21 protein-coding genes and 1 tRNA gene are annotated in these 20,536 nt (G+C 65.6%); 7 read left to right on the top strand and 15 right to left on the bottom strand.

The features are described 5' to 3' along the window. The first annotated feature begins 166 nt into the window (after positions 1–166). On the top strand, positions 167–448 hold the full coding sequence (locus tag AB4Z27_RS04925) for a hypothetical protein (protein WP_092290069.1): 282 nt from the start codon (positions 167–169) through the stop codon (positions 446–448). On the opposite strand, the gene rmuC is transcribed toward AB4Z27_RS04925, so the two are convergent. The 6 genes from rmuC to AB4Z27_RS04955 all read right to left on the bottom strand — a co-directional run bounded on the left by rmuC (position 426) and on the right by AB4Z27_RS04955 (position 6,918). Next, positions 426–1,775, bottom strand: a complete 1,350-nt coding sequence (gene rmuC, locus AB4Z27_RS04930; RefSeq protein ID WP_441590534.1) for a DNA recombination protein RmuC — start codon at positions 1,773–1,775, stop codon at positions 426–428. The genes AB4Z27_RS04925 and rmuC overlap by 23 nt on opposite strands. 19 nt (positions 1,776–1,794) lie before the next feature. Further along, entirely contained in the window at positions 1,795–2,790 is a 996-nt protein-coding gene (locus tag AB4Z27_RS04935) for a 2-hydroxyacid dehydrogenase (RefSeq protein ID WP_092290073.1), read from the bottom strand. A gap of 5 nt (positions 2,791–2,795) precedes the next feature. Continuing rightward, a complete protein-coding gene (locus AB4Z27_RS04940) occupies positions 2,796–4,235 on the bottom strand; it encodes a sodium:proton antiporter (protein WP_092290851.1) in 1,440 nt (479 codons plus the stop codon). Positions 4,236–4,367: 132 nt separating this feature from the next. Then, a complete protein-coding gene (locus tag AB4Z27_RS04945) occupies positions 4,368–5,054 on the bottom strand; it encodes a LutC/YkgG family protein (protein WP_092290077.1) in 687 nt (228 codons plus the stop codon). A gap of 80 nt (positions 5,055–5,134) precedes the next feature. Next, on the bottom strand, positions 5,135–6,313 hold the full coding sequence (gene pncB / locus AB4Z27_RS04950; RefSeq protein WP_441643997.1) for a nicotinate phosphoribosyltransferase: 1,179 nt from the start codon (positions 6,311–6,313) through the stop codon (positions 5,135–5,137). A gap of 83 nt (positions 6,314–6,396) precedes the next feature. After that, positions 6,397–6,918, bottom strand: a complete 522-nt coding sequence (locus AB4Z27_RS04955; RefSeq protein WP_092290082.1) for a hypothetical protein — start codon at positions 6,916–6,918, stop codon at positions 6,397–6,399. Positions 6,919–7,296: 378 nt separating this feature from the next. Here AB4Z27_RS04955 and fdxA point away from each other — a divergent pair, with 378 nt between their 5' ends. The 3 genes from fdxA to AB4Z27_RS04970 all read left to right on the top strand — a co-directional run bounded on the left by fdxA (position 7,297) and on the right by AB4Z27_RS04970 (position 9,129). Further along, on the top strand, positions 7,297–7,620 hold the full coding sequence (gene fdxA / locus AB4Z27_RS04960) for a ferredoxin FdxA (RefSeq protein ID WP_092290086.1): 324 nt from the start codon (positions 7,297–7,299) through the stop codon (positions 7,618–7,620). Between the two features lie 86 nt (positions 7,621–7,706). Then, positions 7,707–8,810: an NAD(P)/FAD-dependent oxidoreductase gene (locus AB4Z27_RS04965; protein WP_441643998.1), complete on the top strand. Its 1,104-nt coding sequence runs from the start codon at positions 7,707–7,709 to the stop codon at positions 8,808–8,810. Positions 8,811–9,053: 243 nt separating this feature from the next. Beyond that, positions 9,054–9,129 (top strand) — tRNA-Asn (locus AB4Z27_RS04970). A gap of 76 nt (positions 9,130–9,205) precedes the next feature. Here AB4Z27_RS04970 and AB4Z27_RS04975 read toward each other — a convergent pair. Continuing rightward, entirely contained in the window at positions 9,206–10,204 is a 999-nt protein-coding gene (locus AB4Z27_RS04975; protein ID WP_441643999.1) for a lipase secretion chaperone, read from the bottom strand. 5 nt (positions 10,205–10,209) lie between these two features. After that, complete coding sequence (locus AB4Z27_RS04980) at positions 10,210–11,133, bottom strand: esterase/lipase family protein (protein WP_092290091.1); 924 nt, start codon at positions 11,131–11,133, stop codon at positions 10,210–10,212. A gap of 486 nt (positions 11,134–11,619) precedes the next feature. Here AB4Z27_RS04980 and rpsU point away from each other — a divergent pair, with 486 nt between their 5' ends. After that, the gene (gene rpsU, locus AB4Z27_RS04985; RefSeq protein WP_029044331.1) at positions 11,620–11,832 is read left to right on the top strand and encodes a 30S ribosomal protein S21; all 213 of its coding nucleotides are present in this window, start codon (positions 11,620–11,622) and stop codon (positions 11,830–11,832) included. Positions 11,833–11,895: 63 nt separating this feature from the next. Here rpsU and AB4Z27_RS04990 read toward each other — a convergent pair whose 3' ends face one another. Both AB4Z27_RS04990 and AB4Z27_RS04995 read right to left on the bottom strand, forming a co-directional pair. Then, on the bottom strand, positions 11,896–12,513 hold the full coding sequence (locus AB4Z27_RS04990) for a LysE family translocator (protein WP_441644000.1): 618 nt from the start codon (positions 12,511–12,513) through the stop codon (positions 11,896–11,898). A 38-nt stretch (positions 12,514–12,551) separates the two neighbouring features. Next, positions 12,552–13,082: a PaaI family thioesterase gene (locus AB4Z27_RS04995; RefSeq protein ID WP_092290095.1), complete on the bottom strand. Its 531-nt coding sequence runs from the start codon at positions 13,080–13,082 to the stop codon at positions 12,552–12,554. A gap of 127 nt (positions 13,083–13,209) precedes the next feature. On the opposite strand from AB4Z27_RS04995, the gene nodI reads away from it, so the two are divergent. Both nodI and AB4Z27_RS05005 read left to right on the top strand, forming a co-directional pair. Further along, the gene (gene nodI / locus AB4Z27_RS05000; RefSeq protein WP_369823373.1) at positions 13,210–14,103 is read left to right on the top strand and encodes a nodulation factor ABC transporter ATP-binding protein NodI; all 894 of its coding nucleotides are present in this window, start codon (positions 13,210–13,212) and stop codon (positions 14,101–14,103) included. Between the two features lies 1 nt (position 14,104). Continuing rightward, the gene (locus tag AB4Z27_RS05005; protein WP_441644001.1) at positions 14,105–14,959 is read left to right on the top strand and encodes an ABC transporter permease; all 855 of its coding nucleotides are present in this window, start codon (positions 14,105–14,107) and stop codon (positions 14,957–14,959) included. 56 nt (positions 14,960–15,015) lie between these two features. Here AB4Z27_RS05005 and AB4Z27_RS05010 read toward each other — a convergent pair whose 3' ends face one another. From AB4Z27_RS05010 to folC, 5 genes are all read right to left on the bottom strand, one after another. After that, on the bottom strand, positions 15,016–16,224 hold the full coding sequence (locus AB4Z27_RS05010) for an O-succinylhomoserine sulfhydrylase (protein WP_092290101.1): 1,209 nt from the start codon (positions 16,222–16,224) through the stop codon (positions 15,016–15,018). A gap of 24 nt (positions 16,225–16,248) precedes the next feature. Further along, a complete protein-coding gene (gene purF, locus AB4Z27_RS05015; protein ID WP_092290103.1) occupies positions 16,249–17,778 on the bottom strand; it encodes an amidophosphoribosyltransferase in 1,530 nt (509 codons plus the stop codon). A gap of 85 nt (positions 17,779–17,863) precedes the next feature. After that, complete coding sequence (locus AB4Z27_RS05020; RefSeq protein ID WP_092290105.1) at positions 17,864–18,361, bottom strand: CvpA family protein; 498 nt, start codon at positions 18,359–18,361, stop codon at positions 17,864–17,866. A gap of 47 nt (positions 18,362–18,408) precedes the next feature. Then, positions 18,409–19,152, bottom strand: a complete 744-nt coding sequence (locus AB4Z27_RS05025; protein WP_092290107.1) for an SPOR domain-containing protein — start codon at positions 19,150–19,152, stop codon at positions 18,409–18,411. 50 nt (positions 19,153–19,202) lie between these two features. Further along, positions 19,203–20,513, bottom strand: a complete 1,311-nt coding sequence (folC, locus tag AB4Z27_RS05030; RefSeq protein WP_092290109.1) for a bifunctional tetrahydrofolate synthase/dihydrofolate synthase — start codon at positions 20,511–20,513, stop codon at positions 19,203–19,205. Positions 20,514–20,536: the final 23 nt, after the last annotated feature.

Here is a 20,536-nt window from a genome sequence, read left to right on the forward strand (position 1 = left end):
GCATTGATGAGCGGAATCAATGACCGAATCGGCGGTCGTCGTATGACAGCGCACGTTGCGGTGTCGTTTTTTGTGCGCCCCCGCGAGTGACGGACTATGCGTCGCAAGCCCCAGTCGCTACACTTGCAGCACGAAAAATCAACTCCCCAATATCTTGTCTGTCGTCATGAATCAGGAGATCGCGTACCTCCACCCCGTCAAGACCGCGCGCGCACTGGTCCTGGTCTATTTGTGCTTCTCGGTGCCAATCGTGGCGATGGGCCTGTTCGTGGCCTTTATCCGCTATGGCGACCTGCCGGGGATTACGGTTTTCACCGCGCTGATCCTGAATGCACTGATTGGCTTCGGCCTGTTGTGGCTCGGCTGCAAGGCCTACAACTGGGTGGCCGCCCGCTTCGGCGGTATCGAAGTGCACGTGCGCGAACTCACGCCCGAAGATCACCAGTAACGTCGCCGTTGGCGGCTTGCGCCCCGCCGGCATCCTCCTGGGACGGAGGTGCTTGCACTTCCTCCGGTGATCCCGCCGTTGCGGCGGTTCCCAAAAGCTGTTCGGCGAGTTCCCCGGGCAGCGCCTCCACCGTGCGCAGCTTGCGCTCCATCTGACGGGTCCGCACCTCGGCCTGTTCGATATTGCGCGCCGCGCGCACCAGCGTATCGCGCGTCTTGGCCAGCACCTCGCCAAACTTGCCGAATTCGGTCTTGACGGCACCCAGCACTTCCCACACCTCGCTGGAACGCTTTTCCAGCGCCAACGTCCGGAAGCCCATCTGCAGGCTGTTGAGCAAGGCGGTCAGCGTGGTCGGCCCGGCCACGGTTACGCGGAAATCGCGTTGCAGCAGGTCCGTCAGGCCCGGGCGGCGCAGCACCTCGGCGTAAAGCCCCTCGGTCGGCAGGAACAGGATCGCGAAGTCAGTGGTGGCCGGCGGCGCCAGATATTTCTCGGCAATCGACTGTGCCTCCCGGCGCAGCGCCACCTCGAGTTCACGGCCGGCCACGGCCACGCCGTCAACGTCACCGTGCTCCTGGGCATCGACAAGGCGCTCGTACTGCTCCTTCGGAAATTTCGCATCGATCGGCAGCCAGACCGGTCCGCTGGACGGGTCACGGCCCGGCAACCGGATCGCGAACTCGACCCGCGCCCCCGAGTTGCGCACGGTCTCGACATTCTTGCCGTACTGGTCTGCCGTGAGGATCTGTTCCAGCAGCATCTCAAGCTGCACCTCACCCCACGTGCCGCGCGACTTCACGTTGGTCAGCACCCGCTTGAGATCGCCCACGCCCTGCGCCAGCACCTGCATCTCGCCCAGCCCACGATGCACCTGCTCCAGACGGTCCGACACCAGCTTGAACGACTCGCCGAGCCGCTGCTCGAGCGTCGCATGGAGCTTCTCGTCCACGGTGCGTCGCATTTCCTCCAGTTTCGCGGCGTTATTTGCCTCGATGTCGCGCAGCTTCTGCTCAAGCGTGGCCCGCACCTCGGCCAGCCTGCGATCGTTGGACTCGGACATCTGCGCGATTTGCTGGTTCTGCACCGTGGCAATACTGGTCAGGTGCGCCGACAAGGTCTGCTGGAAGCGCAGCATCTGCCGACCAGACTCGTCGCGGCCATCCCGGGCGGCCGCGCTCACTTCGCCACGCAACACGCGCTCGAGCCGGTCGAGGCCATCAAGCAGTTCCGCGGATGCCGCCCCGGCGCGCGCGCGCCACAGCAGCACCGCCAGCAGGATTACCGCCACGAGGGTGGCGGCAAGCGTCAGGACGGAAATCAACGTCATCAATTCAGGAATATCCGATTCAGCGGCGGCGCGCCATGACCTCTGGGTTGATCACCGAAGGCGGGTTGCCTGCCTTGGGGCCGGCATCGAGTGCCGCGATCAGGTTGTCGGCGGCCAGATTGGCCATCGCGCGACGCGTCTTTTCCGATGCGCTCGCGATATGCGGCGTCAACACCACGTTTGGCACGGTCAGCAGGTCTGGGTGGACGCTCGGCTCGCCCTCGAACACGTCCAGGCCGGCCGCGAAGATCTGGCCATCGCGCAATGCGGCGGCCAGCGCGGCGTCGTCGACGATGCCACCGCGCGCGAGGTTGATCAGGGTGGCGGTCGGCTTCATCGCCGCCAGCTCTGCCGCGCCAATCGCGTGATGGCTCTCCGGGCTGTACGGCAGCACCAGCACGAGGTGATCCGTCTGAGCAAGCAGCTCCGCCTTGCTGACGTAGCGCGCATTGAGCGCGCGCTCGGTCTCCGCCGGCAGCTGGCTGCGGTTGTGATACAGCACGTTCATGCCGAAGCCGGCCGCGCGGCGGGCCAGCGCCTGTCCGATACGACCCATGCCAAGGATGCCGAGCGTGCTGCCGTAGACGTCCATGCCCACGAGCATGTCGTAGCTCCAGCGCTTCCACTTGCCGGCCCGCAGGTAATGCTCGGACTCCGTCACGCGGCGGGCGGTGGCCATCAGCAATGCCCAGCCGAAGTCGGCCGTGGTTTCGGTCAGCACGTCGGGCGTGTTGGTCGCCACCACGCCAGCGGCGGTCAGGGCCGGTACGTCGAGATTGTTGTAGCCGACCGCCATGTTGCACACCGCGCGCAGCTGCGGCAGCGCGGCAACGACCGCGCCGTCGATCTTGTCCGCCGCATTGGCCAGCACGCCGGCCTTGCCCGCGAGGCGGGCCTTCAGTGCGGCGGCGTCCAGCACCAGGTCTTCCTGGTTGCTGTCGACATCGAAATATTGCGAAAGACGTTCGATGACGTCGGTGTAGATCGCGCGGGTAACGAGGACGGAGGGCTTCATGGCAGTCACACGTGGAAAAAGAGGAACGTCATCACCAGGAACAGCGGCAGCAGCACGGCGCCGGACCATGCCATGTAGCCGAAGAAACTCGGCATGCGCACGCCGCGGCTTTCGGCAATGGCCTTCACCATCAGGTTGGGGGCATTGCCGATATAGGTATTGGCGCCCATGAACACCGCGCCGGCCGAGATGGCGGCGAGCGTCGAGGCGTCGCGCGTCATCAGGGTGGCGGGGTCGCCGCCGGCGGTGTTGAAGAACACCAGGTAGGTCGGCGCGTTGTCCAGGAACGAGGACAGGATACCGGTCGCCCAGAAGTACATGCTGTCGATGGGCTGGCCGGAGGAATCGCTAACCGCGTGGATCACCGCCGCGAACGCGCCGTCGGTGCCGGCCTTGAGCATCGCGATGACCGGGATGATCGTCAGGAAGATGCCCGCGAACAGCTTGCCGACTTCGAGGATCGGCTCCCAGTTGAACTCGTTGCCGCTGCGCGCGCTATGCGGCGTGGCGACCAGCGACACGATGGTAATCCCCACCAACAGCACATCACGGATCAGCGCCGGCAGCGTGACCTCGGTGCCCATCACGTCGAACACGATGCCCGGCTTCCACAGCCCGCTCATCAGCACCAGTGCCAGCACGCCCACCAGCAGCAGGAAGTTGATCTTGCCGTCGATCTGAAGGCGCGTGGAATCCGGCGTGGGGTCCTGCGCCCGCGGCAGTTCCTCTTCCTTGTTCAGGAAGTAGTGGCGGTCGACCACATAGAACAGCGCCAGCAGCGCCACGCACAGGAACACCGTCTCGGGGAAGATGTTGCGCAGCGTCCATGTGAACTCGACGCCCTTCAGGAAGCCCAGGAACAGCGGCGGATCCCCGAGCGGCGTCAGCGAACCGCCCGCGTTGGCCACCAGGAAGATGAAGAACACCACSACGTGTGCCACATGGCGGCGGTTGTCGTTGGCGCGCAGCAGCGGCCGGATCAGCAGCATGGCCGCACCGGTGGTGCCCATCAGGCTGGCCAGCACGGTCCCGAGCGCGAGGATGCCGGTGTTCAGCCGGGGCGTGCCGTGCAGGTTGCCACGCACGCAGATGCCGCCGGCCACCACATACAGCGACCCCAGCAGCACGATGAACGGGATGTACTCGCCTAGCAGCGCGTGCACCGTGTTGGCCACGGCGGCATGGACGCCGAACTGCATGGCGAACGGCACCAGGAACAGCGCGCCCCAGGCCGCGGCCACCTTGCCGTAATGGTGGTGCCAGAAGTGCGGGGCCAGCAGCGGGAACAGCGCGATGGACAGCAGAACGCCGGCGAACGGCACGCCCCAGAGCGGCGACAGCGTGGCGCCATCRATCTCGGCGGCACCGGCCATGGACGGAAACAGGGCGATGACCGCAAGCATCGCGGTGGGCCACGGTGCCAGGGCACGTCGTGCGCGTCGCATCATCGGGCAGGTTCTCCTTGTCTCGAAAGCGGCCAGTGTAAAGCAAACCCCTTTGAGACTGGTCTGAAAATGCTGCTGGAATTACCCGGAATGTGACGCCCGGCGGCCCTCGGATTGGACCTGCGCTGTCCCTCAGTCCTGGTCGACGAGGATCACGTGCACGCGGTACGGGCCATGGGCGCCGAGGACGATGGTCTGCTCGATGTCGCCCGTGCGTGACGGGCCGCTGATGACATTGGTGGCGCGCGGCAGCTGGCCATGCTCGGCACGCATGCGCGCGAAGGCTTCCTCGAGGTTCGCCACGATGCGCGAAATCGGCACYACGGCGATATGGGTCTCGGGCAGCAGCGCGGCCGASGCGAAGGTCTGCGGCCCCGACAGCAGCATCAGCGAGCCGGTCTCGGCAATCGCCACGAAGCAGCCGGTGATGCCGACGAGGTCGCCATGATCATGATCGACCTGCGGATCGCGCGCCGGCGGCCGGCATGCCACGTCCAGCCCCTGCGCCTGCCACGGCAGGTCGCCCAGGCTGTCCCACGCCACGGCGCGGCGCACGAGGCCCAGGCCATCCAGATAGCGCGAGACGGCGCCCGGCACGTCGGCCAGCGTGGCCACGCGCTCCACGGTGGACGCCATCTTCTGCGCCTGCAGGCTGAACGCCTCGATGCGATCGGCGGCGATGTCCGGCTGTGGGCCCTGCGGATGGCGTGCGAGATAGTCGTCCACGGCCTCGCGCTCGCCGGTGGTCACCTTCGCCCCCCTGCCCTGGGCGGCGCGGATGCGGGCGAAGATGCGGTCACGGGCGGCGTTRGTTTCCATGGCGTAAGGGGTTGGTTCCTGRGGCTGGCCGATTATAGAAGGCCGCGCCGGCACGCGGGCGCCGCCGGGCGTGAATGTTGTTAAGCCGGGGGCTGAATCGCGAACACCTGGCGCAGGTAGGCCAGGTAGCCGGGGTCGTCGCACATGGTCTTCTCGGGCGTGTCCGAGAGCTTCGCCACGGGCTGGCCGTTGCATCGCACCATCTTGATGACGATCTGGAGCGGCGTGTAGCCGAGGTCGTTGGTCAGGTTGGTGCCCACGCCGAACGCCAGCTTGCAGCGGCCGCGGAAGCGCTCGTACAGCTCGATGACCTTGGGGATGTTCAGCGCATCGCTGAAGATCAGCGTCTTGCTGCGCGGATCGACGCGGTGGGAGGCGTAATGCGCGAGCATGCGCTCGCCCCACTCGAGCGGATCGCCCGAATCGTGCCGCACGCCATCGAACAGTTTGCAGAAGAAGAGATCGAAATCGCGCAGGAAGGCATCGAATCCATAGGTATCGGACAAGGCGATGCCCAGGTCGCCGCGATACTCCTGCGCCCAGTGGTCGAGCGCGTAGACCTGCGAGTCGCGCAGGCGCGGGCCGAGCGCCTGGCAGGCCTGCAGGTACTCGTGGGCCATGGTGCCGAGCGGGGTCATATTGTGCAGCCGCGCGAAGTGGACGTTGCTGGTACCGGCGAGCTGCGCGCCAAGGACGCCGCGCGAGGTCAGCAGCACCTCYTCCTGCCAGCCGCCCGAGAAACGCCGGCGGGTGCCGTAGTCCGCAATCACGCAGTCGGCGTACGGTGCCGCCTTCAGCAGCGCGAGCTTGGTCTCCAGGCGCCGACGACCCTCGGCCAGATCCGGCTCCGGTTGGGTACGGCGGAAATAGACCTCGTTGACGATGGCCAGCAACGGCACCTCGAACAGGATCGTGTGCAGCCACGGGCCGCGGATCGTGATSTCGATTTCGCCGCCGCCCTTCTCGGACGCCGTGATCGCGACGTGCTTYTCGCTCAGGTGGAACAGGGCCAGGAAATCGACGAAATCGCTCTTGATGAAGCGCATGCTGCGCAGGTAGTCGAGCTCTTCCTCGGTGAAGCGGAGCTGGCAGAGGCTGGCCACTTCGGCGCGAATTTCGTCGATATACGGGGTCAGGTCGACGCCCGCGTTGCGGCATTTGAACCGGTACTCGACCTGGGCCTGCGGGAAGCGGTGCAGCACCACCTGCATCATCGTGAACTTGTACAGGTCGGTGTCTAGCAGGGAGCGGATGATCATAGCGTGGCGCAAACGGCATGCCGGGGACGAGGTCCACATGCTAACCGAAACTGGCCGAATSGCCAGGGAAGGCCCGGGATGGACTAGCTGCCATCGAGCCAGCGCAGGCCCGGCTGCGTGCCCGTCGGCACCCCCGGCTGCGCGCCCGACTGCAGGCACCAGAGCGGCGCGCCGCCGCCATCGGCGCAGGTGACCAGCGTGGCCCGCGCGCGGGTGACCGCGGAGGGCAGCGGATCGGCAAAATTGCCCAATGGCACCATGATCCGCTCCTGATAGACCTGCTGGCCGGCCCGGTCGAACCGCAGCACCTGCACCTGCGTGCCCGGCGGCGGATGCAATTCCGGCCCGCACGGCACCAGGCCCTCGCGGCTGCAGTTGGCCATGCTGTCGCCGGCCGGGGCCCGCACCACGCTGAAACTGTCCCAGTCGAAGGCGGTCAGCGCGGCCAGCGCCACGGGCTGGTCGGTGCGCGCCCGCCATGCCACGAGCCGCGAGACAACGCTGTCGGCCATATTCCCGCCGCCTCCGCCCATCGGCTGCGCGCCGGCGGCCGGCGCCAGCGAAATGGCGATCAGCAGGCAGGTCAGGCGGTACGAAATCGGCATGGCGCGTCCCGAAAATCGAGCTAGAAGGCGAAAAAATGACCCGAAAGCCCCCGGGCCACACAGGGGAATACTAGTCCGTTGCGGGCCTTTCGTGGCGCAACAGGCGGTTGCGAGGCCGATTCTGGGCCATTTTTGGCCGGTTCGCGCCCAAAAGCACATAAAGAAATAAGAAAACTATCTGACCCGGCTATATAGACTCGCTATCCTTGCGGGAAGGCTCGGATACAATATCGGTCTTTGAAAGGCCACGGCCCCCGTGCGCCCCGACTTCCACCGATTGACATGCGCGTGCGCGCGTGTCCGGCGGCCGGGCGCGGCGGCATCACAAGTGGCCTGAACTGTTTCCCATCGAAGACCGATCCGCTTTTTGGAACCGAAATGACTCACGTTGTCACCGAATCCTGCATCCGTTGCCGCTACACCGACTGCGTTGATGTGTGTCCGGTCGATTGTTTCCGCGAAGGCCCGAACTTCCTGGCCATCGACCCTGACGAATGCATCGACTGCGCCGTGTGTGTGGCCGAGTGCCCGGTCAACGCGATCTATGCCGAGGAAGACGTCCCCGGCGATCAGCAGAATTTCATCGATCTGAACGCCGAACTGGCCCGTTCGTGGCCGTCCATCACCAAGACCAAGGCCCCGCTGGCCGAGGCCGAGGAATGGAAGGACGCCACCGACAAGCTGCAATACCTGCAGCGCTGAGCCCGGCAACACCACAACAAGAAAGCCGCCCCACGCGCTTTCCGCAATACCGGGCACAGCGTGCCCACAAACGTATCAGGACGAATATGGACTTGAGCATTCCAAATCCCGTGGCCGACGCGACCCAGCAGGCCGGCGGCAATCCCGGCGGCCAGCCGCTGGAAATCGACGCGCTGATCGTTGGCGCCGGCCCCGTTGGCCTGTTCCAGGTCTTCGAACTGGGTCTGCTCGAAATCAAGGCGCACGTGATCGACTCGCTCAAGGTAGTGGGCGGCCAGTGCGTGGAGCTGTACCCGGACAAGCCCATCTATGACATCCCGGCCGTGCCCATCTGCACGGGCCAGGAGCTGACCGACAACCTGCTCAAGCAGATCGAGCCGTTCGAGCCCACGTTCCACCTGGGCCAGGAAGTCGCCGTCGTGGAGCGCCGCGAGGACGGCCGTTTCTTCGTCGAGACCTCGACCGGCACGCGCTTCATCACCAAGACCATCTTCATCGCCGCCGGCGTGGGTTCGTTCCAGCCGCGTACCGTGAAGGTGGAAGGCATCGACAAGTTCGACGGCAAGCAGTTGTTCTACCGCGTGAAGGATCCGAGCCGCTTCCACGGCCGGAACCTGGTCATCGTGGGCGGCGGCGATTCCGCGCTGGACTGGACGCTGGACCTGGTTGGCAAGGCTGAATCGGTGGTGATGATCCACCGCCGCGACGGCTTCCGCGCCGCGCCGGCATCGGTCGCCAAGATGAAGGAACTGTGCGAAGAGATGGAGATGCAATTCCTGGTGGGCCAGATCAGCGGCTACGAGGAACGCGACGGCCTGATGACCGAAATCAAGGTCACGGGTGCCGATGGCGTCACSCGCCGCCTGCCGCTGGACGACCTGCTGGTGTTCTTCGGCCTGTCGCCGAAGCTTGGCCCGATCGCMGAGTGGGGCCTCGAGCTCGAGCGCAAGCAGATCAAGGTGGATACCGAGAAGTTCCAGACGAACATCCCGGGCATCTTCGCCGTGGGCGACATCAACACTTACCCGGGCAAGAAGAAGCTGATTCTGTCGGGCTTCCACGAGTGCGCGCTGGCCGCGTTCGGCGCCGCCCCGTACATCTTCCCCGAGAAGAAGATCCACATGCAGTACACGACGACTTCGCCGAAGCTGCACAAGATCCTCGGCGTGGAATCGCCGGTGTTCGACTAAGCTTGTCGAGTGCCGATGCAGAAAGACCGCCCTCGGGCGGTTTTTTTGTTTGCACAAATCRAAAAGCTCGCTATAATGCGGCCTCGCTGTCGAACACGAYACGCAGMAATCGGCGGAAACGCCCGCTGCAGGCCGGTTTCGAGGCGAACCAGAGTTTTTGCAGCAGCTTTCGATGGATAATAAAACGTTGAAAAGTTGTTGACGAAACSAAGAGAGGCTGGTTATAATTTCCYTCTCAGCTGTTCCCCGATAGCTCAGTTGGTAGAGCGCCGGACTGTTAATCCGTAGGTCCCTGGTTCGAGCCCAGGTCGGGGAGCCAAGAAATACAGAAGCCAGCAGGTTAGCGCCTGCTGGCTTTTTTGTTTTCTGCTTGCCCTTCGCAGCACCCTCCCCTCTCAGTAGTTTCCCAAACCCCGGACCCGCACGACCTCGGTGCCGCTGAAGCGCCTGGCGACGAGTTCATCGATCGCGCGCGCCTGGGCCTCCGGCGCGAGACTGCTGTCCGCGCGTATCGCATCCCGCTCTGCCTGATAGCTCACCAGACGTTGCTTCCAGTGGGCCTGCTGCTGGTCGAGCGCGCGGAATCGCTCGGCGGCCTCGGGGCCGAAGCGCTCGGTTCGCAGGCGGTCGATCGCMTCCTGGCTGGCACCGCTTGCGCGCAGTGACTCGGTGTCCTGCGCCAGCTGCGAAATCTTGCGCGTTTGTGCCAAAGGCCGGGACAGCGACTCGGGTAACTGCTGCGCCAGCGCATCGAGGCGCTGCTTGCGCTCATCCGGGCTCAGCGTGTCATCCGCCAGGACCCGGCGCTGCTCGACGGTATAGCGATCCAGCGATTCCTGCTCGGCGAAGAAGCCCTCGGCCATCACTTGACCCAGATGCTGACGGCGCAACAAGGCGAGGGTCTGATAGACGCGTTCAAGATCGCCGGGCGATTGCGACGGTAGTTGCACGTGGGACGCCGCCTCGAGATAGGTCATATAGCGATCGAACGCCGCCATGACTTCGTCTCGCGCGGTTGCTGGCGTGGCCTGCTCCAGCAGCCACGTCCGGAGGCTCTCCCGCACGCCAGACAGCCGCGCGGGATCCCCCTCGGCCATGCCGATCATGTGGTGAAACAGGTTCTTGAGCTTGCGATTGAAGATCAGACTGCCGTTGCGATCGAGGTCGACCCCACCGTCGACTGCCACGCCCCGCAGGTGGGACGGAATCGGCAAGGAAGCAGCCGTCGCGTCATCGTCCGATGCCACCTGCCCCATCGCTGGGGGCACGGCGGCATCCGTCGTCGCAACGGGTGTGGCGGGCGGCGATGCCGGGTCGCCTGGCAGCGACCGGATCGCCACCACGGCCACCACCGCAACGACGACCCCAGTCATAGCGCGCGTACGGATGCCCATACCGATTACAGCCCTGCTTGCTGCAGCCGGTTGGCGTGCTGGCGATAGATGGTGATCGGATTGGTCTCGAACACGTTGCTCAGCCCTGCCAACTGGTTGATCTCGTCGAGGTGGTTGAGGTGATAGGCCTTGATGAACTGGCCGAGGTGCATGCTGCAGGTCGGGATCGCGCCGTCACTCGTCTCGGTGTTCGCCGCGTTGAGGGCGATCAGTGCGGCGTCGCTGGCATCCGCGCCGTTGGTCACCACGCGGTCCCCACCCCACGAGTAGTAGCGCACCCCGTTGGCGACGGGCGCGCCGGTGCCGCAGTATGTGCTGGGAAGCCCACCCGGGAACTGGGCGTTGAGCGCGCTCATGCCGGGCGTCGACAGGGAGGCCAGCGCCGCTGCCGAACTCTGTGGCTGGCCGCCACCCGACAGCAGGTCGATCAAGGTGCCGACAGCCGTCGTGACGCTGTTCACCACGGACTGGCTGAAATTGCCGAGGCCATTGGCGGCGTCGGCGAACGGCACCCCCCAGTTCGGCGCGCCGACCGCCGTGACCGACGCCACCAGATCGGGGCGCACGCCGGCCACATAGCGGGAGGTCGGCCCGCCATGGCTGTGGCCGATCAGGTTGACCTTCTCGGCGCCCGTCGCGGCCAGGATCTGCTGGATCTGCTCGAGCGCCTGCTCGCCGCGCGTCTCGGTGCTGTTGACCGCCGACACCTGCAAGACATACACGTCGGCGCCATCGGCCTCCAGCGCCAGCGGAATGCCGTAGAAGTAGCTGTAGAAGCCGGCGAGGCTGTCCCAGCCGCCCCAGCCGTGGATCAGGACAATCGGATACTTGGTCGTGGTGTAGCCGGCATGTGCCGGGCTGGACACCGTGAACAGGCACCCGAGTATGCCCAGCGCGCATGCGCTCTGACGCAGCAACTTGCGAATCATGGCCCTTCTCCTCGTCTTGTTGTGGTTAGCGAGAATCCATGAAAGCACAGCGGCAGCCTTCGCCTGCCCCCTCGCGGCGGGTGGACTGGAGGTGGCCGGSGCCCCTCCATCGGCGCCATCCATCCCACCTTCGCACGTCCTATCGGGCACTTTTCCACGCATTTTTCGCGGATATGCGGCCCGTGCGCGCCTTGRTCTTGACTCCGGGCTCGTATACCTGTAAAAGCTTACCGGCGTATCATTTGCGCAATATCCAAGGAAACAGGTATCTCGCCAAGTTTTTTACTACGTAGGAAAATTTGGCCCTTCACCCCTGACACTGGCAGTCCGGACCCCGGTCCAAGCTTGCAGGTTCGACGGGGGCGCACCTCGGCATTCGCCGCAGCGTGCAATACCACCGTCGCAGAAGGCTCCGGAGCCCCACAGCGACGACGTTTCCCCCTCGTATGAACCCGCCGCCCCGCGGCATTCCCTCAAAGGACTGAGTTGACTAAGATCGTTCTGAAGCCGGGTGAACCCGTTGAAGTTGCAATGCGTCGTTTCCGTCGCGCCATTCTGCAGACTGGCCTGATCGTGGAACTGAAGAGCCGTACCGCCTACGAAAAGCCGACGACCGAGCGCAAGCGCAAGAAGAAGGCTGCCGAGTCGCGTCTGCGTAAGCGTCTGCGCATGCAAATGCTGCCGAAGAAGCTCTACTGATTCGCGCATTGCATAAAAAACCGCCAGCATGCTGGCGGTTTTTTTTCGTCCCAATTCAACCCATCAAGTGCGCGTGGCGATCAGCGCGCCGGCCCCGATCAGGGTGATGCCGCCGGCACGTTGCACATTGGCCTGCGCACGGCGCGTGGTCAGTCGGGTGGCCAGSGAGCGYGCSAGCAGSGCGTAGATCATGGCGTTGGCGCTGGCCAGCACCACGAAGGTCGGGATCAGCACCGCAGCCTGCGGCCAGAACGCCTGATGCGCGTCCAGGAACTGCGGCACGAATGCCACGAARAACACGATGCTCTTCGGGTTCAGCGCCGTCACCAGCCACGCCTTGGCGAAACGCTGCCCCGCGCTGCCTGCCTGCGCCGGCACGTCGAGCGCGCTGGCACGGCTGGCCGAGCGCAACGCCTGCACACCCAGATAGACCAGATAGGCCGCCCCGGCCCACTTCAGCGCCGTGAACAGCGTGGCCGAAGCCGCCAGCACCGCGCCCAGTCCGGCCATCGACAGCGTGAAAGCCGTCAGATCCCCCGCCGCTACCCCGGCCACCGTGGCAAACGCGCTGCGGCCTCGGTGGGCGAGTGCATCGCCAATCACAAGCAAGATCGTCGGCCCCGGAATAACCAGCAGCACCAGGCTCGTCAGCGCGAACGCCAGCCAGTGTTCAAACGTCATGATGTTCTCCTTGTTGTTGGATCTGCGTCGCGCCCCGCTCAGACCGGCAGCGGAAATACCAGGCACGTGGTGGTGGCGTAGGCGTAGAGCTTGCCCTGCGCGTCCGTGAGCCGCCCTTCGGCAATGCCGATCTGGTTGGTCAGGCTCACGACGTTGCCCTCCGCGCGCACGGGGCCGGTGCTGCTGGTCAGCGGGCGCACGTAGTTCACCTTGAGTTCCAGCGTCGTATAGCCCTTCCCGGCCGGCAACATGCTGTGTACGGCACATCCCACGCAGGAATCGAGCAGCGTGGCCGCGTAGCCGCCATGCACGGTGCCGAGCGGATTGTAGTGCTCCGGCCCCGGCGTGCCCTGGAACACCACGCGGCCCGCCTCGAACGCCACCGGCACAAAGCCGACCAGATTGCCGATGGGGATGCCCGGCAGCTTGCCAGACAGGATATCGTCGAAAAACTCCGCCCCGGAGCGCGCGCGCAGCTGGTCGCGCGTAATCAGCCCCACCGGTGCCAGTTGTGCCCGAACACGCTCCTCGTCGGCCTGCCACTGGGCCAGCACTTCTTCCACACTCATCTTGTCTCCCCTGTCATCGCGGAGGATTGGCCCCGCACTCCGGAACGATACCCGCAAACCGGCATAATGGCGGGATCGCACTCACCGGGCCTTCGCCTTGACTGCTGCTACCCCTCCCATCCTGCAGATGCGCAACGTGCGCAAGCTGTATGGCGACACGGTCGTCGTCGACAACCTCGACCTCGAAGTCCAGCGCGGCCAGTGTTTCGGCCTGCTCGGCCCCAATGGCGCCGGCAAGACCACCACGCTGCGCATGCTGCTGGGCCTCACCACGCCGGCCTCCGGCACGCTCATGCTGTGCGGGGAGCCGATTCCGCAGCGGGCGCCACAGGCGCGCATGCGCGTGGGSGTGGTGCCGCAGTTCGACAACCTCGACCCGGATTTTTCCGTGATCGAGAACCTGCGCATCTTCGGGCGCTATTTCGGCCTGTCATCSGCCGAGATTGCACGGCGCGTGCCGATGCTGCTGGAGTTCGCGCGGCTGGAGAACCGGGCCGACGCGCAGGTACGCGACCTCTCCGGCGGCATGCGCCGCCGCCTGACCGTGGCGCGGGCACTGATCAACGATCCGGACCTGCTGGTCATGGATGAGCCCACCACCGGCCTGGACCCGCAGGCGCGCCACCTGATCTGGGAGCGATTGAAGTCGCTGATCGCGGCGGGCAAGACCATCCTGCTGACCACGCACTTCATGGAAGAGGCCGAGCGCCTTTGCAATCACCTTTGCGTGATCGACGGTGGCCGCAAGATTGCCGAAGGCAAGCCCCACGAACTGATCGACCGGGAAATCGGCTGCGATGTGGTGGAGGTCTACGGCGACGAACTGGAGCCGCTGCGCCAACGCGTGACGCCGCTAGCCGAACGGACGGAGATGCGGGGCGAGACGCTGTTCTGCTACGTGCGCGAACCGGGCCCACTGCTGGCCGCGCTGCACGGGAATGGCAGCGTGCGCTACCTGCACCGGCCGGCCAACCTTGAGGACGTGTTCCTCAAGCTGACCGGCCGCGACATGAGAGACTGAAATGAGCGAACAGGACCCCCGCACGCCCGACGTGGCGGCCACCGTGCCACGCCCCGCGCCGCCACCCCGCCAGCACTATCCCCAACCGCTGCTGCCACGCAATGCGCGCAACTGGATGATGGTCTGGTATCGCAACTACATGGTGTGGAAGAAGCTCGCCATTCCGTCGATGATCGGCAACCTGGCCGACCCGATGATCTACCTGTTCGGCCTCGGCCTGGGGCTGGGCCTGCTGGTCGGGGAGGTGCACGGGGTGTCGTATATCGCCTTCCTGGCGGCGGGCACCACGGCGTCAAGCGTGATGATGTCGGCGAGCTTCGAGTCGATGTATTCCGCGTTCTCCCGCATGCACGTGCAGCGCACGTGGGAGGCCATCATGCATGCCCCGCTGACGTTGGGCGACGTGGTACTGGGCGAGATCCTCTGGGCGGCGAGCAAGGCCGTGCTGTCCGGCGTGGCGATCATGCTGGTGGCGGGCGCGCTCGGCTACGCGCAGTTCCCGGGCGCGCTGGCGGCGCTGCCGGTGATCGTGCTGGCGGGCATCGCCTTCGCGAGTCTGGCGATGATCGTCACGGCACTGGCGCCGAGCTACGACTTCTTCATGTTCTACCAGACGCTGGTGATGACGCCGATGCTGCTGCTCTCGGGCGTGTTCTTCCCGTTGGAGCAATTGCCGGCCGGCGCCCAGGCCGCGACGCAGGTCTTGCCGCTGGCCCACGCGGTGGCGCTGATTCGCCCCCTGATGCTGGGTCGTSCGGTGGAACATGGGGGATTGCACCTGGCCGTGCTGGCGGTGTACGCCGTGGCCGCGCTGCTGGTGGCGCTGGTGCTGCTGCGGCGCAGGATGCTGCGCTGAGGGGTACGCCCTCTCCCGGCACCGGGAGAGGGGTTAAAACGATACGACTTACTGGCTTACTGGCCGAGCCCGCGCAGCAGGTCGGCCTTCAGGTCGACCACCGATTCCAGTCCCACGGACAGGCGGATCAGCCCTTCGGTGATGCCCGCCGCCGCCTTCGCTTCCGGCGCCACGCGGCCGTGCGTGGTGGTGTACGGATGCGTGATGGTCGTGCGCGTGTCGCCGAGGTTGCCCGTGATCGAGCACACCTTCGTGCTGTCGATCACGCGCCAGGCATTGGCGCGCTGCTGCTCGGGCGTGGCGCCCTTCAGCTCGAACGAGACGATCGCCCCGCCGCCGCTCTGCTGGCGCATGGCGATGTCGTACTGCGGGTGGGACTTCAGCGCCGGGTGGTACACCTTGGCCACGGCCGGGTGCGACTCCAGGAACTCGGCCACCGCCAACGCGCTCTGCGAATGCCGCTCCATGCGGATGGCCAGCGTCTCCATGCCCTTGAGCATCACCCACGCATTGAACGCGGACAGCGTCGGGCCGGCCGTGCGCACGAACGGGAAGAGCTTGCCCATGATGTAGTCGTGCTTGCCGACCACCGCGCCGCCCAGCACCCGCCCCTGGCCGTCGATGTGCTTGGTGGCCGAGTGCACCACCACGTCCGCGCCGAACTTGATCGGCTGCTGCAGCGCCGGCGAGCAGAAGCAGTTGTCTACCACGAACAGCGCGCCCGCATTGTGGGCGATGTCGGCAATCGCCGCGATGTCCGAGACCTCGGTCAGCGGATTCGACGGCGTTTCCAGGAAGAACAGCTTCGTATTCGGGCGCACGGCGGCGCGCCACGCGGACAGGTCGCCCGTGTCCACGTAGGTCGTCTCCACGCCGAACTTGGCCAGGATCGTGTTGAACAGCGTCATGGTCGAGCCGAAGATCGACCGCGAGCTGACCAGATGGTCACCCGATTGCAGCGACGCCAGCGCCACGGAGAGGATCGCGCTCATGCCCGATGCCGTGGCCATGCACGCCTCGCCGCCCTCCAGCGCCGCCAGCCGCGACTGGAACATCGACACCGTGGGGTTGGTGAAGCGCGAGTACGTGTAGCCCTCTTCCGAGTTGGCAAACCGCTCGGCCGCCTCTGCGGCGCTGTGGAAGCAGAAGCTCGAGGTCAGGTACATCGCCTCGGAGTGCTCCATGAACTCGCTGCTGCGCAGCGTGCCGGCGCGCACGCCGAGGGTATCGATGCCGAGGGACTCTGGTTGGAACGGTTCGCTCATGCTGCTGGCTGTCTTCTGATCGGATTAATCGTGGTTGCCCGAGCGCTGCAGATGCAGTTGCGAGCGCTCCGTGTCGGCATTGGTGCCGTCGCGGTCAGCCTGGCTGCGCGCCGTCTCCAGGCGCACCAGGTATTCCTCGTCGATATCGCCGGTGATGTAGCGGCCATCGAAGCACGAGGCGTCGAAGTCGCGCAGCGCCGGATTGATGTCGCGCACGGCCTGCTTCATCGCTTCCACGTCCTGGTACACGAGCTTGTCGGCGCCGATCATCTGCGCCACTTCCTCGTCGGTGCGGCCGTGGGCCACCAGTTCGCTGCGCGTGGGCATGTCGATGCCGTACACGTTCGGGTACTTCACCGGCGGCGCGGCCGAGGCGAAGATCACCTTGTTGGCGCCRGCGTCGCGGGCCATCTGGACGATTTCGAGCGAGGTGGTGCCGCGCACGATGGAATCGTCGACGATCAGCACGTTCTTGCCCTTGAACTCCACGCCCATGGCGTTGAGCTTCTGGCGTACCGACTTCTTGCGCACGGCCTGGCCCGGCATGATGAAGGTGCGGCCCACGTAGCGGTTCTTGAAGAAGCCCTCGCGGTAATCCACGCCGAGCGAGTTGGCCACCTGCATGGCGGCCGGGCGGCTCGAGTCGGGAATCGGCATGACCACGTCGATGTCGCCGGAGGACACTTCGCGGCGGATCTTCTCGGCCAGGTAGTCACCCATGCGCAGGCGCGCGTCGTAGACGGGCACGCCATCGATGCACGAATCCGGGCGGGCCAGGTACACGTACTCGAAGATACAGGGCGTCAGCACCGGGTTCTCGGCGCACTGCTTGCTGTAGAACTTGCCGTCCATGTCGATGAAGATGGCCTCACCGGGCGCCACGTCGCGCTCCATGCGATAACCCATGCCTTCCAGCGCCACGGATTCCGACGCGATCAGGTATTCCTTGCCCGTCGGGGTGTCGACGCTGCCGATGCAGAGCGGGCGGATGCCGAACGGGTCGCGCACAGCCAGCAGGCCGTAGCCGGCGATCTGGGCGGTAATCGCATAGGCACCCTTCACGCGGCGATGCATGCCGGAGACGGCCTTGAAGATCGCCTCGGGGTCCAGGGACAGGCCGTCGCTGCCGCGCTGGAGTTCGTCGGCCAGCACGTTCAGCAGCACTTCGGTGTCCGAATGCGTGTTGATGTGGCGACGGTCGCGGCGGAACATCTCCTCGCGCAGCTGTTCCGAGTTGGTCAGGTTGCCGTTGTGGGCCAGGATGATGCCGTACGGCGCGCTCACGTAGAACGGCTGGGCTTCTTCCTCGCTCGAGGCGGAGCCGGCCGTCGGGTAGCGCACCTGGCCGATGCCGGACGTGCCCGGCAGGCCGCGCATGTTGCGGGTGCGGAACACATCGCGCACGAGGCCGTTGGCCTTGTGCATGTGGAAGGTGCTGCCGTTGGCCGTGGCGATGCCAGCTGCATCCTGTCCGCGGTGTTGCAACAGCAGCAGGCTGTCATAGATCAATTGGTTGACAGGGCTGGTGGAAACCACGCCGACGATACCGCACATGCCGCACTCCCAGGAAAGGCAACTTTGATTCAGGGGCGCGGTCCCGGCTGCAATCCGGTAGGAGGCGTCGGGACCCGCGTTGACTTCAGGTCTTTACATACTTGGCCAGGTCCGGCGGCAGCCATTGCCGCAACTCGTCCATGGCCTGCATCACATAGGGGCGCGACACCGCGTCGCGCCAGAATTGTTCTTCCGGCAGCTTGGTGAGCCCGGCCAGCACCACGACCAGCATCACGATCAGCACGCCGCGCGCGAGGCCGAATACCAGCCCCAGGCCGCGATCCGCGGGCTTCAGGCCCGTGGTTTCCAGCAACTGGCCGAGGATGGCGCCGGCCAGTGCCGACACGATCCAGGTACCCAGAAACACTGCGAGGAAGCCCAGCGCACTGCGCGTGAGCTGCCCGCCGGGCAGCGTTTCCGGCATCCACTGGGCTGCCATCGCGCCGAAGTGGTAGGCCAGCAGGAAGGCCACCACCCAGCCCACCAGGGCCAGCACCTCGCGGACCAGCCCGCGCAGGATGCCGATCAGGCCCGAGGCCACGAGGATGAAGGCAACGCCGTAATCGAAAAAAGTAAAAGCCATGCGTCTGGCGCTTGTTCCTGGCAGATGACCCGTCAGATGGGGGCGATTTACAGTTCCACCACCTTGGAGGTCAGGCCCACGGCCTTGACCTTCTTGTCGGCCGCATCGGCGGCGTCACGATCGGTGAACGGGCCGGCGCGCAGCAGGATCCGCTCGCCGTCGGCAAGCGTCTTTTTCTCCACATAGGCCGGCACCTTGCTCGCCTTGAGCTTGGCCAGCCAGTTCTTCGCACGCTCTTCGGACGAGAACGCGCCAATCAGGATCATGAACTTGCCGCTGCCGGTGGCCTTGTCAGCCGGCTTGTCGGCGGGCTTGGTCTCGGCRACCTTGGTATCGGGCCTGGCTTCTGGCTTGGCATCGGCACGCGGCTTGTCGGCCGCGGCTGGCGCGCTGACGAGTTCCTCGCCGGCGTCCAGCGCGGCGTCATTGCGCGTGGCGGACGGCGTGGGTGGCAGCGGATCGGCCTTGCGCGCCTCCACCTTCGGCTTCTGCGTAGCGCCCTGCCCGTTGGCTACCTTGACCGCCACGTCCTCCGATACCGGACGGGGCTTGTGTTCGAAGACGATAGGCAGCACGATGACCGCCGCCACGAGCAGTACCACGGCGCCAATCAGGCGGCGCCGCGCGCGTTGCTTCTGCGGGAAGTCGGGGTCGAGGGTGTCGTCGGCGTATTCCTCGTTCAACCGGCGCGACGCGCCGACGCCAGCGCCCACATCCGCGCGCGTACGACGACCGCGCTCCGGTGCCGGATCAGAGCCCTTGCGGGACGAGAACAGCGAAAGCAGGCCCATGGATGCCGATGCCTAGAGAGTGATTCGGTGCGATGTCATTCCGGCGGCGATCAATTCGCCTGCGTGGCGCGATACGCGAGCACGCCGGCCACCGTATAGAACGACCCGAAGACCAGGATTCTATCATTCTCGGTCGCTCTCTCGATGGCATCGCGATACGCCAATTCCGGACTGGAGAAGCACGCGGCCGTATTGTCCGGGCCCTCGCGGAAGCCGCCTGCCTCAAGCTGCTCGCGCAGGTCCGCCGCGCTGGCGGCGCGGTCGGTGGGCAGGTCGCAGAAGCACCAGTGGTCCACCTTGTCCGCCACGTGGCTTAGTACGCCGGCAATGTCCTTGTCTGCCATCGCCCCGAACACCGCGTAGGTGTAGCGAAAGAAGCCCATGTTCTCGAGGTTCTGACCCAGCGTGGCGGCTGCATGTGGATTGTGCGCCACATCGAGAATCACCGCCGGACGGCCCGGCATCACCTGGAACCGGCCCGGCAATTCGACGAAGGCGAGCCCGTTACGCACCTCCTGCGCGCTCACCGGCAGGCGCGGACGCATGGCCTGCAGCGCCGCGAGCGCCGCCGAGGCGTTCAGCAGTTGGTTGGCGCCGCGCAGCGCCGGGTAGCCCAGGCCGTTCAGCTTGCGGTCCGGACCAATCCAGTCCCATTGCTGCCGTTCCTGCCCCTTGGCCGCCTGATGGTGGAAATCGCGGCCCACGAGCCACAATTCCGCGCCGATGGCTTCCGCATGGTCGATCAGCGATTTCGGCGGCATCGGGTCGCCGCAGATCGCCGGCACGTTCGGGCGGAAGATGCCCGCCTTCTCGAAGCCGATTTTCTCGCGCGTGTCGCCGAGGTACTGGGTATGGTCGATGTCCACGCTGGTGATGACCGCGCAGTCCGTATCGATCACATTCACCGCGTCCAGCCGTCCGCCGAGGCCCACTTCGAGGATGATGGCGTCGAGCCCGGCCGCCGCGAAGGCGTGGATGATGGCCAGCGTGGTGAATTCGAAATAGGTCAGGCTGACCGGATCGGCAAAGCTCGTGCGGGCGCGCTCGACGGCTTCGAAGTGCGGCAGCAGCTGCGCGTCCGTGGCCATCTCCCCGTTGATGCGCGCGCGCTCGTTGAACGTGATCAGGTGCGGCGAGGTATGCATGCCGACCTTGTAGCCGGCCTCGAGCAGGATGCACTCGAGCATCGCGCACGTCGAACCCTTGCCGTTGGTGCCGCCCACGGTGAAGACCACMGCGTCGATGCGCAGGCCCAGCGCTTCCTTGACGCGCGTGATGCGGGTCAGGCCCATGTCGATGCCCACGGGGTGGGCGCTTTCCAGATGGGTCAGCCAGTCGGGGAGATTGTGGAAGATGGGCATGGGAAAACCAGATTCAAAACTGG

It is taken from the genome of Cupriavidus sp. KB_39, from assembly GCF_052114485.1.
Classification (GTDB): Bacteria; Pseudomonadota; Gammaproteobacteria; order Burkholderiales; family Burkholderiaceae; genus Cupriavidus.

Bases quoted from the DNA above. Each gene is read 5' to 3' on its own strand.
- AB4Z27_RS04995 (WP_092290095.1), bottom strand. From the start codon at position 13,082: ATGAGTGTGGAAGAAGTGCTGGCCCAGTGGCAGGCCGACGAGGAGCGT.
- rmuC (WP_441590534.1), bottom strand. From the start codon at position 1,775: ATGACGTTGATTTCCGTCCTGACGCTTGCCGCCACCCTCGTGGCGGTA.
- AB4Z27_RS04955 (WP_092290082.1), bottom strand. From the start codon at position 6,918: ATGCCGATTTCGTACCGCCTGACCTGCCTGCTGATCGCCATTTCGCTG.
- AB4Z27_RS04935 (WP_092290073.1), bottom strand. From the start codon at position 2,790: ATGAAGCCCTCCGTCCTCGTTACCCGCGCGATCTACACCGACGTCATC.
- fdxA (WP_092290086.1), top strand. From the start codon at position 7,297: ATGACTCACGTTGTCACCGAATCCTGCATCCGTTGCCGCTACACCGAC.
- AB4Z27_RS05010 (WP_092290101.1), bottom strand. From the start codon at position 16,224: ATGAGCGAACCGTTCCAACCAGAGTCCCTCGGCATCGATACCCTCGGC.
- AB4Z27_RS05020 (WP_092290105.1), bottom strand. From the start codon at position 18,361: ATGGCTTTTACTTTTTTCGATTACGGCGTTGCCTTCATCCTCGTGGCC.
- AB4Z27_RS04980 (WP_092290091.1), bottom strand. From the start codon at position 11,133: ATGATTCGCAAGTTGCTGCGTCAGAGCGCATGCGCGCTGGGCATACTC.
- AB4Z27_RS04925 (WP_092290069.1), top strand. From the start codon at position 167: ATGAATCAGGAGATCGCGTACCTCCACCCCGTCAAGACCGCGCGCGCA.